At 69.6% G+C, this 12277-nt stretch carries 9 protein-coding genes; 4 read left to right on the top strand and 5 right to left on the bottom strand.

Translation table 11 applies throughout. The annotated features are described in order from the left end of the window. Positions 1–48: 48 nt before the first annotated feature. The 3 genes from ACFVSN_RS44165 (at position 49) to ACFVSN_RS44155 (ending at position 3922) form a co-directional block, all read left to right on the top strand. A complete protein-coding gene (locus ACFVSN_RS44165; RefSeq protein ID WP_387959177.1) occupies positions 49–834 on the top strand; it encodes an ATP-binding protein in 786 nt (261 codons plus the stop codon). Further along, positions 831–2588, top strand: coding sequence for a helicase associated domain-containing protein (locus ACFVSN_RS44160; protein ID WP_387959174.1), 1758 nt, complete (start codon positions 831–833; stop codon positions 2586–2588). The genes ACFVSN_RS44165 and ACFVSN_RS44160 overlap by 4 nt, the downstream gene beginning before the upstream one ends. Positions 2589–2743: 155 nt before the next feature. Next, on the top strand, positions 2744–3922 hold the full coding sequence (locus ACFVSN_RS44155) for an endonuclease domain-containing protein (RefSeq protein ID WP_387959172.1): 1179 nt from the start codon (positions 2744–2746) through the stop codon (positions 3920–3922). Positions 3923–4576: 654 nt separating this feature from the next. Here ACFVSN_RS44155 and ACFVSN_RS44150 read toward each other — a convergent pair. Further along, on the bottom strand, positions 4577–4834 hold the full coding sequence (locus tag ACFVSN_RS44150; RefSeq protein ID WP_387959169.1) for a hypothetical protein: 258 nt from the start codon (positions 4832–4834) through the stop codon (positions 4577–4579). Between the two features lie 209 nt (positions 4835–5043). On the opposite strand from ACFVSN_RS44150, the gene ACFVSN_RS44145 reads away from it, so the two are divergent. Next, a complete protein-coding gene (locus tag ACFVSN_RS44145; protein ID WP_387959167.1) occupies positions 5044–6540 on the top strand; it encodes a WD40 repeat domain-containing protein in 1497 nt (498 codons plus the stop codon). A 371-nt stretch (positions 6541–6911) separates the two neighbouring features. Here ACFVSN_RS44145 and ACFVSN_RS44140 read toward each other — a convergent pair whose 3' ends face one another. The 4 genes from ACFVSN_RS44140 to ACFVSN_RS44125 all read right to left on the bottom strand — a co-directional run bounded on the left by ACFVSN_RS44140 (position 6912) and on the right by ACFVSN_RS44125 (position 10285). Next, positions 6912–7151: a helix-turn-helix domain-containing protein gene (locus ACFVSN_RS44140; protein ID WP_387959208.1), complete on the bottom strand. Its 240-nt coding sequence runs from the start codon at positions 7149–7151 to the stop codon at positions 6912–6914. Positions 7152–7276: 125 nt separating this feature from the next. After that, positions 7277–7864 (bottom strand): RNA polymerase sigma factor, encoded by a 588-nt coding sequence (locus tag ACFVSN_RS44135; protein ID WP_387959165.1) that lies wholly within the window; start codon positions 7862–7864, stop codon positions 7277–7279. Then, positions 7861–8160, bottom strand: a complete 300-nt coding sequence (locus ACFVSN_RS44130; protein ID WP_045704085.1) for a hypothetical protein — start codon at positions 8158–8160, stop codon at positions 7861–7863. Before ACFVSN_RS44130 ends, ACFVSN_RS44135 begins: the two co-directional genes overlap by 4 nt. 910 nt (positions 8161–9070) lie before the next feature. Next, complete coding sequence (locus ACFVSN_RS44125; protein WP_387959164.1) at positions 9071–10285, bottom strand: hypothetical protein; 1215 nt, start codon at positions 10283–10285, stop codon at positions 9071–9073. Between the last annotated feature and the right edge of the window lie 1992 nt (positions 10286–12277).

Here is a 12277-nt window from a genome sequence, read left to right as displayed (position 1 = left end):
ATCTGTCCGCCCGTTCCGATCTCTTGAGCCTCGTAGGAGCCCTTCACCGTGACCACCGCACCCGCCGTCCGTCCCGGCATGCTGCCGCCGGAGCGCGCCGATCACTACCTGCACCTGGAAGGCGCCTGCACGGTCGCGACCGAAGCGCTGCGCACCGCCCGGGAGAACATCGCCGCCACCCTGGAGGCCCGCGCGATGATGTGCATCTCCGGCGCGGCGGGCAACGGCAAGTCCCTGTCGGTGAACGCCTCGCTGCGCCTGCTCGCACCGCACAACTCCTACCGGATCGCGTTTCGGGCCCGGCCCACCCCGCGCGACATCCGCCACGAGCTGTTCCGCGCCCTGGGCCTGCCCGGCGAGCCACCCGCGCGCCCGATCGAGTTCGACGCCGTCCTCAAAGACTCCCTGGCCCGCGGCTTCCACGTCCTGGTCTGTGACGAGGCGCAGTGGATGTCGCGGGAGTGTTTCGAGTACTGGCGCTACTTGTGGGATGACCCGGCCACCGACATTGCCGTCGTCTTCGCCGGCGGTGACGGCTGCGCGAAGGTGCTGCGCCGCGAGCCGATGCTCGCCTCCCGCGTCTACATCTGGCAGCAGGCCCACCCGCTTACCCTCCCCGAGGTCCTGGCGACCATCCCGGCCTTCCACCCGCTGTGGGAGGGCATCGATGCAGATCTGATCGCCCTGGTCGACAAGCAGGCCGCGCACGGCAACTTCCGCGCCTGGGCCCGGATCACCAAACTCGCCGCAGACGGCCTGGCGGCCCAGGGCCGCACCCGTATCGACGAACAGCTGCTGTGCCAGGTCTACGGCCGCCTCGGTATCAGGACGTGAACCCGCGCCCGGCGCCCGGTGTCACCCTGGCTCTCGACCCGGGCGACGACGCGGCCTTCATCAGGGCGGCGCTGGCTGCCCACGATCCCGCTGCCGGTCGTATCACCGTGCACCCGACGCCGGGCACCACCCGCGCCGACGACCTCGCTCTCGACATCCTCGCCGCCCTCGGCAAGCCCTACACGCCACCCGGCCCCTGGAGCGGAGCCCAAGGCCCGCTGTGGGCGGCCGCGGCAGCCTGGATCCTCACCACCTCCGTCCACCACCTGACCGTCCTGCGCGCCCACCTCCTCGCCCCGACCACTTGGCGCCGCCTGCTGGACCTGCAGCTACGCACCGGCATCCACCTGACCGTCGGCTGCCACCGCACCCCGCCGCCCGCCCTCACCGCGGCCCTGCACTCGACCGCGCACACGACCACCACCGGCCTGCCCCCGTACGCCCTGCCCGACCCCGCCCCACGCCCGCCCATCCCACCCATTGCGCGTGCCGCCGACCTCGACTGGCTGGCCATCCCGGCCCTGACCCGCCTCGCCCTGTCTGACATCCCCGAACCCCCCTGCACCACTTGCACCCCCGCCCCGGCAACCAACGACCACCTGCCACCCCCACCGCCTGACGGCCTTCTCCGCCAGGCCGCTGAACGCATCCACCACCTCGCCCACCCCCAACACGCCGCGGCGCTCGTTATTGCCCTCGTCACCGGCGCCCCCTTCCACCACCTCGCGACCGCAACCCCCGCCGACTACCACCCCACCCACCCCACCCTCACCCTCCACGCCCCGCGCCACGGCCGGACCCCCGCTCGCTGCGCCACCTACGAACTCCCGCCCTGGGCCCGCCCCCTGATGGACGCCGCCACGCACTTCCTGAACCTCACCACCGCCGGCACCCGCCTCCTCGCCCCGCCCGGGCACGCCCTGGCACCCCTCCTGCAGAGCGCCGAGCACTGCCGACTGCGCCCGCCCCAGCACTCCCACCCCAACAAGAAGCACCCAACCCGCTACGCCTTCCCCGCAGCGTTGCCGGACGGCCCCGACTGGACGGCTTTCGTCGACGTTCCCAACGTGCCCCCGCACCTGGCCGGCGCAGTCCAGCGGCGCCGCCGACTCCAGGAAGAGGGCACGCGCTGGCGCGAGTGGGAGCGGATGTACGCCGATGCGGCCGCCTTCCATGCCGAGCACCACCATCTGGACCCCACCGACCCTGACCACGACGGCCCCCTGATGGCCTGGATCGCCCGCCAGCGCCACCTCAAGGGCTGCGGTGAACTCGCCCCCGCCCGCATCACCGAACTCGATGCCCTCGGCATGATCTGGTCGAAGAACGCAGGAGCCTGGGAACGCGGCCACGCCTACGCCCGCGCCTGGGCGGCCCGCACCGGCCACCTCGCCATCCCCGCCAAGGAAACGCTGGACGGCTACGCCGTCGGCGCCTGGATGCGCCGCCAGCGCAAGGCCGGGGGTCTGACCGACCACCAGCACCACGCCCTCGACGTCCTCGACACGCTCTGGCAGCTGGAGCCCGACTGGAACCGTTCCTACCGTCGCCTGACCGCCTACCTCTCCGGAGGCGGCAGCCTCATCGGCCCGGCCAATCGAACCGGCCACCTGAGTGACTCCCACTTCCGCCCCGGATCCTGGCTACGCAAGCAGAACCGCCTCGCCGTCTCCGGAGGACACACTGCCCAGCAGACCGCCTTGCTCGACGCCCTCGGAGCCTGGCAGACGGCCTTCCCGCCACAACCCCACTGACGAAGGACGGAAGCGACCTGCAGCCCCCGTGGGAAGAGGCGCCCGGACCCGCGGTCGCGACCCAGTTCAGTCGGCAGAGCTTCGCAGCTGCGCCACCAGACCGGATCAGCCGATCACCCGGGCCCGTTTTCAGAGTCGGGTGGCAAGCTGGTCGGATGATCAGTCAAAAGCTGGCTGTGCAGTGCTTGGCCGAGGAGATGCGCGGCTGCCCGGTCCCGATGGTGCCGGAGCAGTTCCAGCGCAAGCGTTTCGCCGAGCACGATTTCGTCTTCTTCGGTCATGTGCCGGTGCGTGCCCACAAGCTCGCAAACCGGTGGCAGTTCGACGAATCCGAGGTGCGCGCGGCCGGGCGCACCATTGTCGCGCTGCCGTGGGACCCCAACGACCTCGTCGACCCACGGCCACACAGTCCCGGCAAGCCCAAGCCGGCGACGCCTGCTCGCACAGGCTGGAGAGAACAGATCCGTCGCTGGGCCGACCACGCGGGCTTCGTTATGCGGATGAAGAACGGCTGCTCGTGCGGAACATCTTTCTGCCAGCGCCGCTCCGACGGGTGGGCGCTTCCCTGCGGCCTGACCCCCGAGGGCCTGCTCCAGCGCTGCGCCAACCACTCCATCGCCTGCGTGCTTCCAGTCCCCACGCTGGTCTGGTCGCACGACACATGGCTGATCCCGCGCACCGTCGCTCTCATCCTTGACCTGTGGGAGGAGGCCGAGACCGCGCTGGCTGCCGGCAGCCACGTCTGCGGCACCTGCGGCGCGCACAGCACGGACTCGACCTGGCACACATCCACCACCAGCGGCTGGAAGGTGATCTGCCCCGCCTGCGCCGCCGCAGGACTGCGTCGCTACCGGCAGGAACTGGCAGGAGCCACCTACGCGGGCGTCCGAGAACGCGGACCGCGGGCCGAGGACTTCCTGTGCGCGATCTGCGAACCGGCCCGGCCCGCAGCCGCCTGGGACCACTGCCACGAACACGGCCTGATCCGCGGGCCCCTGTGCGGCAGCTGCAACACCATGGAAGGCCAGGGCAAGGAGTTCCTCGCCCGCAAAGGCAGCGTGCAGCACCTCCTGAACTGCAACGGCTGCCGTACCCACCGCACCCTGCCACCGCACCACAGACTCGCCGCGCTGCGCCGCCACCTTCACCTCGAACGAGGTCTTCAGGGGTGCGATGTGCCGATGCACATGTGCGTGTCGGTCACCGAGGCCGCCGACAGCGGATATGAATGCACGGTCCGTTGTTTCGGGCAGAGAGGTTCTTCAAGCCTTCGTCTGACGGCGGCTGAGGCAGAACACATCCTGGCCCGGACAGTCGAGTCCGGGCTGATCTGACCACCAGAGCTGCGAACCGGCCTGCACAGCAAAGGACTTGGGCCCGGTGGTGCCTGTGTCTTCTCGGCATTGCCCAGACGATGTGACGCGTCGTCGTCCATACCGCGAGCCACCCAGGCACCCTTCCACCCCCGGCCACCCGTCCCTACTTTGTCACGGACCTGACCGGCCGCAGGTCTAATCCGATGAACCGAGCGTTTGCATGGCCTGGTGGCCTCTGATGGCAACACGGCGTCCGGCACAAGACGTGGCGGCTGGGAGGGTGCGGCCGGGCTGGACGCGGCCGCTGCGGTGCTCGGGATGGCCCGTGCCGACAGGGGCCCCGGCCCGGGCCGGGACGACCCACTTCCCGGAGGATACGAGTGACCACCCCTACCCCCAGCCACCCAAGGTCTCCTGGCACGCCCAGTAGGAATGCGGTGCCTGCGGAGCCGGCGGCGACGCGCTGTTCGAGGACGGCACCCTGGTCGACTCCGACCAGGACTGTAATCAGGAAGACGGCCCCGAAACCGGCTGGGACGCGCGGGAGAAGCTGGCCTTGGTCTCTCGGCGCCGACCGCCCAGAAGCTGAACCTGGCCTGCACTCCGCGTGCGTTGCCGATCGCATCCAGTACCGGAGCACTCGGCACGCGTGAGCTTGCTTGCTGGTTCATCTCAGGTTGGTCGGTTGGACCTCCAGGTGGCGAACAGACCCAGGCCAACGCTGGCGACCGTGCCGGCATTGGTCCCAGCGATGACGTAGATCGTGGTCGCGCTGGTCAGAAGACAGACCAGAGCGATCAGATCGAGAAGCCGGCGCTGCACCGGGATGGGGCGCTCTTCGAGGGTGTGCTCCGGTTGCACTGGGGGCTTGGAATCGATCGGGGTGATGTTGGTAGCCGGCGATGGCAGTTGGGTTTCGGTCATGCCCATCAGCTCAGCGTGTGAGATAAGCAGTTGTCGCGTGTCACGAAGAAATTCGCTGCTCGGCGAATACTGGTGGACTGTGCCGTACTGGAGCGAAGTTCGGCGACCGTGTGGGGCAGTCGGTGAACTTCGCTGGTTTTCGGTGTTCTTCGGTTATAGGGCCTCTACCCTGGGCTTCGACGACTTTGGGTGGGGATATGAGAGAGCCGCATCACGTGGGCACAGCTGCGCCGATTGAGACTCCGTCGTACGAGCTGCTGCTGCAGTCCCTTGCTGCCGACCTGCGGAACCTTAGGATCAGCCGCGGAAATCCGACGCTCGCTGAGATCAGCGCTCGAAACACGCACGGTCGACGGCCGCTGTCGCCCTCCGCACTCAGCGAAGCTTTCAACGGCAAGCGGCTTCCCGGCTGGGAGTTCTACTCAGCGCTGATCCGGGCTCTGCTTTCGTGGGATGCGAACGGTCGGCCGACCCGTATCGAGCACACCTCCCCTGACCTGCAGGCATGGGGCGATCGCTGGAGAGAGGTACAGAGATCCCGTCAACGGAATCGGAGCCCGAGCCGAGCCACCGCAGTGGCCGCCGCACCTCTGAAGGAGACCCAGGCTGAACCGAGATGGCCTGTCGCGCTTGCAGGAAGGTCGACCGGGCGCCGGGTCTTCGCACTCAGCGAGAGGTTCACGGGGGAGAGCGAGATTGGCTACGTGACCGCATTCTCTTCCGACGGGCGACTGCTGGCTGTGAGTTCAGGTACTGAAGCACAGGTCTGGGACTCGGAAGCTGGTCAGCAGATGAGGACTGTTCCCAGCAGTGCGATGGTCACCTCGCTCGCCTTCTCCAGTGACGGGAAGCTACTGGCAATCGGGGCCGCAGACGAGGTGTGGGTCGTGGACTGGGCCAGCGGCCAGCAGGTCGGGCTGACCCTGTCTGGCCACACGGGTGACGTTCAGGCTGTGGCCATCTCCCCGGTGGACCACCTGGTAGCCAGCACCGACGCGTATGTGGTCAGAATTTGGGACCTGCGACGAGGCAAAGAGATGAGACCTGCGTTCATCGATCGTCGTGGCTCACTCCCTACCTTGACGTTCTCTCCGGACGGGCGATATCTGGGCGTCCCCGACATCGACGTAGTACGGATCTGGAGTCCGATCACCGGGGAGGAGGTCCGATCAGCGTTGGTGGGCCATGCCGGAGCCGTTGGACCGGTGACGTTCTCCCCAGACGGGCAGATGCTGGCATCGGGCAGCGACGACGGCAGGATCTGTCTGTGGCTGGCGGCCACAGGAGAGGAAGCGCGCCCGGCCCTTCTCGGCCACGAGCGCTCAATCAGCGCGCTGGCGTTCTCCCCCGACGCCGCACTTCTGGCCACAGCCGCAGGCGGGGTTGTGGGAGTGTGGAACCCGACCACTGGAGAGTCGTTTGGCTTCGTTGAGAGCGGACACCGCGGGAACGTCACTGGGCTGGCATTTTCATCCAACGGGACCTTCCTCTCCACCGTCAGTGACGATCAGTCGCTCCGGCTGCACCCCATTCGTCGTGGGACTGCTCCCTGGAACAGACGCGGGAAACCGGAGGGCGAAGGAGGCCGGACTGGTGCGACATCGGTGCGCTGGACTGCCAAGGCGCAGTGTCAAAAGTGTGGATGGCATGAAGAGACCGAGTTCGAGGACGGCTCTGTCATAGACTCTGGCCACGTCTGCCTGAACGGATGAACCTGCCGGCAACGGCCCGACTCAACCGAGCAGCGGATCCGCGACCGCGCCACTGGAACTGGCCTGGCCTGCCCCGTGCCGACATGGGCTCCACGGCCCGGGGCGCTGCCCGTACTGGTGCCCAGCACGTGATGGCGGTTAACGAGACGATCGCCGCGTTCGTCCTCGGGGTCCAGGTCCCGGCCACAGGCCAGCACCGTGGCCGCGTACTCGGCCAGGCGCTGGCTGCCGGTACGGGCGGCTGGCTCCTTCACCTGCTCGCGCGGTCGCCACCAGTCATTACGGAGGCGGGCCCCGGGAACTCTCCGGGGCCCGCCTCCGTGCTGTCGGCCCTGCGGGTGTCTGCGGTCCGCCGCAGGCTGGGGGAGAGGTCAGTCCCGGGGCTGGGCGACGTCGAGGGTGTGGAGGTAGTCGAGGGCGGCGTCCCTGGGCACGTACCAGGCATTGCCGGTCCGGATGGCCGACAGGTCGCCGGAGTGGACCAGGCGGTAGACGGTCAGCTTGGTCAGCCGCAGCAGCGCGGCGGCGTCCGCGATGGTCAGGAACCGGATGTCGTCCGCTGGCGGGTGCGTCACCGGGCGTGTGAGGGCTGGCCGGGCAGGTTCGTTCATCCAGGTGGTCAGCCGGTCGAGTTCCCGCTGGACGTCGCTCTCGCTCGGCGGCGGCACTGCCTGCTCGATGCGCCGGAGCAGGTCGGGCAGTGGGTCGGTGTTGTCGGCGGAGTGCCAGATGATCGTCATGATGCCCTCCTCTTCTGTGCGGTGCCCTGTGCGGCGGGCTGGGCGAAGGGCAGGTGCTCGCCGACTTCGGCGCCCAGACGCAGGCGGGCTTTGTGGAGATGCACCCGCACGGTGGCGGGCGAGATGCCGAGACTTTGGGCGACCTCGGCCGGGGCGAGGCCCTCGCGCCAGGCCAGGACGGCGACCGCGCGCTGGGACCGGGGCATGGCGGAGATCACCGCCCAGCAGCGTTCGAGAGTGGCGCGGGCCACGGTGACGTCCGCCGGGTTGTGCGGGGCGCTGGTGTAGTGCTCGCACACCTGGAAGTGCAATTCGTCGAAGTGGACATCGCGGCGAAGATCGTCGATGAACCGGTTGCGGGCCACCGTCCTGAGCCACGCCTTCTGGCCGTCCAGCGAGCGGGAGCCGACCTCGTCCCATTTCAGCGCGGCCTTCTGGAAGGCGTACTGAACGAGGTCGGGGGCGTCCGCCGCACCGGCCAGCACGGTGGTGCTGCGCAGCACGTCGCGGTACGCGGCGTTGTACAGCGCGGTGACGGCGTCGGCGACGTCTGCCGGGATGCGCCGGGTGTGCTCTGTCGTCACTTGGCCCCCTGGGTCCGTTCGTCCATGTCCGTTCCCCCGGCCGGCCGGGCGCCGACCTGGACCCGCATGCCGGGCCCGCCCATTCCACTCTCCTGTTCCACGACGGTGCCCAGCGGCGACCGTTCGACCAGCGCGACCAGGGTGCGTCGTCGCTGCCACTCGGCCAGCTGCCGCACTGCCACCCCCAGGGCCCCGACCAGGGCCAGCACGATCCATGACGACTGGTGAGCACCCAGCGCCACGAACGGCACCGCCGGGGTCCAGCCGAGCAGTTGAGTGAGCCCTTGACGCTTCATACCCAGCAGACGAACGGCAGCCCCAAACCGTTTACATCTGAGGCAAAAAATGTTATGTGCCGTCAAGCCCCCTGCTGTTTTGCCTGGCCAGGCAGGTGTGCATCGCCTGTGACTGAGGGACACGGCGAGCGGCCGAAGCTGGAGGCTGCTGCCGGGACGGCGCACTGCGCCGTTGCCGCCGTGGCGCGCCCGCTGCTGGACCTGCCACCAGGAGCGCAACGAACGCCTGGGGAGGCCGAAGAACAGCTGGAGGCAGCTCGGGCCGCAAACGCCTTGCTGTGCCCGTGCTGGTTCGTGCCGGGGCTCGATCGGTGGGAAGGCGGCCTCGAATCTGGAGCTGACCAGGAAGGCTGGCCCCGACCGGTTGGAGTGCCCGCAGTGCGAACAGGACCGCGCCCGTCAAGGACTTGGGCCCGCTGGTGTTGCCCGCCCGCACCGCCCGGCCGCCGCGCGCCGGGCCGCTGCGCCTGGCCGTCCGGCCGCCGATCGCGGCTCTCGTCCTACCGCACGCCAGGCCCTACCCGGCGAAGAGCCGACGGGTGTGACCTGTTGGCCGTGATGGGGGTGTTTTAGCCTCGGATAGCGTGTTGTCTGGACCTTTGGTTGTGCCTGTTGAGGTGTGGGTGGGGGTTGGCACGGGTCTGGGCTTGGCTACTGTGGGTGATTATCGGTGGAGTGGGGGCGGTGGGGTGTTGTGGGCCGGTTTTCGGGGTGTGATTTCTGCCAGGTATTCCGTTTGGCTGGTTTGGTGGATTGGTTGCTGGTGGTGGCCTGAATTCGGGTCGGAATTGCGATGGTCGGGGGTCGTGTTCGGTTTGGTGGTGCGGGCCGGTGGTTCAGGTCGGGTGCCGCCGGCCCAGACTGCTGCGCCTTCGCTGGCTGCTCTGGGGCTGCCGGGCGCTGCGGTCTGTCAGGGCTGCATGTGCTGAGCGCGCAGTCGCCGCACGCGTTCGTCCGCTCGTTCCAGGTCCTCGCGTGTGGGGTCGGGGCCCAGAACCAGCAGGAGGTACGGCGCGAGTCCGTCGAAGGCATCCCGCACCTCCCGTAGGGCGCCCCGGTAGGCCCTGCGCTGACGCAGGGTCGGGTCCCACATCATCTCCTCCCATTCGAGTTCGTCGCCGGACGCCCCGGGGTCGATCTCCAGGTCGCTGTCGAATCCGTCGAGCGGAACCTGTGACTCGACTGCCCGGCGCAGTGCCCGAAGGGCCGCGTCGGCCAGTGCCACGGGCCCGTCGTCCGTTCTGGCCTTGCCGGTGTCCGGTGCCTCGGACAGGCCGGGAACGGTCTGGTCCGGCTGCGGGAGCATCCCGCGCTGGTTCAGCACGTCGAGCAGGGCCCGGTAGGCCGCGTCAAAACGGTCGCGGGCCGCGTGCAGGCCGTCGAGCTGCTGGGGGCGTTGGGGGACGTAGTTCGTCAGGACCCGCCACGGTGACCCGGTGTCGGGCCCGTACATCCCCTCCAGCTCGAGCTCCAGTGCCATCGCCGTCTCCTCCACCACCGTGTACGCCTGCTGCAGAGCCGGGTCGATGAAGCCGACGACCTCGGCGCGCAGCTCCTCGCAGGCGAGCGTGAACGCGTCGTCGACGGTGGTGTGGACGCGGTCCATCGGCTTGGTCCGCAGGGTGCGCAGCCACGGCTCGTACGGGGGCAGCGCGGCCAGGATGCGGGCGGCCTTCGCGGCGTCGCCCGCTGCGACGGCACCGTCCCACGGCGCTGCGCCCGGGGCCTTCCCGCTGCTGGCGTCCTGAGCCTGCCCCGCAGCTACGCGCGCGCCTTCCTCCCCGCTACCGGACCGCCCGGCCCGGGCTCCGCGGACGTGAGCGTCGCCGGCCGTGCCCCGGGGGATCCCCATGCCCCGGTGCCGTTCACGCGATGCTGACCGACGCAGCCCTTCCCACTCCTCGACGCCCTTGCGCGGGCGACTCGGATCGCGCCGTTCGGCGAGCGGCTCCAGCACCTCGACCAGGACGCGGAGCACCTGCGGGCTGGACGGTACGGACTTGCCGTTGAACCACTCGCTCAGGGACGGCTTCTTGAACTTCACCGCCCGGGCCGGGTTCTTCTCCGACCAGATCTCGCCGAGCCTCATGATCTCCGTCAGCGAGCACCCCGAGGCATTCTTCAAGACCTGCAGCTCCCGCCCGAACTCCGCCACCGCTTCCCCCACCACGCGCTCCCCTCCGGCTGCTCCGAACGCTCGCCGAACCCTAGCCGAACCCCCCACGACCAGGACGGACGCACCGTTCGTCACCTGCATGCCTCGCCGGACCCCTCCCCGAACCACTCGACTGCTCCACGACCGGCCGGCACACCGCCGTCCCCGACCTCAGGAGCACCCACGTGAACCCCCACCGCCCCAGCACACCTGTCCGCGGAGCCCTGGCCACTTTGCGCACCGCAGCTCGCCGGCCAGCCGTCACGGCCGTTCTGAACCTGCTGTGTACTGCCGCGGCCCGAGCCGTCGTTGACTTCCTGCTGCACCCGCTGCTCACCACCACCGTCCACATCCTCACGAACACCCTGCCGCACCCCTGACGCCTTGCCTGGGCCAGGGCACCGCCTCCCAGTTGGCGGTGTCCTGGCCCGGCTGGCGGCCTGGTTTTGGTCGTGGCGCTCGGGGGTTGACTGGGTGGCTGGTCTCGATGGGGGAGCGAGGTAGTGCTCGGTGTCATGTTGTGGTGCCGTGTTGCACCGGCTGCGCCGGTCGGTCGGCCTCGGCGGTTCCCGCCGCCCGCCCGCGTCGCCTGGGGCCGCGCCTGGCCTTCTCGACGGCCTGGTCCTGGCGGTGGTGCTCGGCGGCGGGGTGCAACGCGGTGCGGTGGGGTGCAACACGGGGCCGTGTTGCGGGTCTGACCAGGTGTTATGTGTTCGGGAGCGAGGCGGGTGGGCGTGTTGCGGTGTCGTGTTGCACCGGGCTGTCCGTTCCGCCGGCCTCGGCGGTTCCCGCTGCGCCGGGCTTGGCCCGCCGTCCAGGCCCGTGCCCTGGAGGTCCTGGTGGCCGGTCCTGGCCGCTGTCCCGGCCGTGCCGGTCCCCGGTTGCCCGGCCGCCTCCGGGCCCGTCCTGGCCGCCGTCCAGGCCCCGTCCGTCCTGGTCCGGTGTTCGGTTTGGTGGCGTCGCTCCGGGAATTGCTTGGTTGACGCTGGGCGGGGTTTCCTGGGTGCACCTGGAGGGCGGTCGCCGTGTCGGCGTGGAGGGCCGTAGGCTCCTTTCTGGCGTGCCTGAATGGGATTTCTGATCGCTGCGCCGTTCGGGGCTTTCGGGTTGCCGCCTGAAAGAGGGCGGAAGGGAATTCGTATTTCGGCTGGAAGTTTCGCCGAATAGGGCGGGTGCGCGCGATTGTCGCGAGGTTGTGTGTTCGCGTTCCGCGCCCGTTGGCGGACCGGTAGGATGGCTTTACGGCGCTCCGGAAGCACTGCTGGAAACGCTTCGGATGCCCGGCCGGGATTCCCGATTGAGGGCCCGTCAGGAGCCGCCGTCCGGGCCGCTCGTGAGGGGCCGCCACCGGGGCTGGGGAGGCCCGGGCTAGACCGGAGGCCCACCGGCGCTTCCCGAGGGCCGTAGGCCCCGCTCCGGCGGCGGTGGATGCCGACAGCCCAGCAACGGCAAGGCTGGACCGGCCACCGGCCGGGACCGGGGGAGGCCCCCGGGGGTGGGGTTGTGGCCACTACCGGAAGTCCGCGTCACATCGTCAACGCCGAGGGCCGCAGGCCCCGGCCGGCACCCCTGCCCGATCGGGGCAAGGGGCTGCTACCCGAATTTCGCGTCACATCGTCAACGCTCACCCCGGGCGCAGCCCGGGAAAGTCTGTCAGCCAACCGGCCCGTAGGGCCGTGAAAACACCGGCACAATACGACGGGAAAGCCGACCGATTGACGGGCCGCAGGCCCGGGACAATGCCCCGGAAATGGCGGAGCGCAGCGACGCCCGATGCCCGCCCCAACGGCGCGTGCCGCGCCCACGAATTCGCCGCAGGAGAATTCCCCCAACCACCCACCACCCGCCGAGGCGCAGCCGAGGCCGCGCCACGCACGGTGACGGCGTAGCCGGCACCCCCGTACCTGGCGGTGCGTCAGCACCGCCGCAGGGCCGCCAGGCCCTGCTTAAGCTGCAGGCTTC

The sequence above is a fragment of the Kitasatospora sp. NPDC057904 genome, assembly GCF_042887925.1.
Taxonomy (GTDB): Bacteria; Actinomycetota; Actinomycetes; order Streptomycetales; family Streptomycetaceae; genus Kitasatospora.
This window is presented reverse-complemented; position numbering and strand designations above follow the sequence as displayed.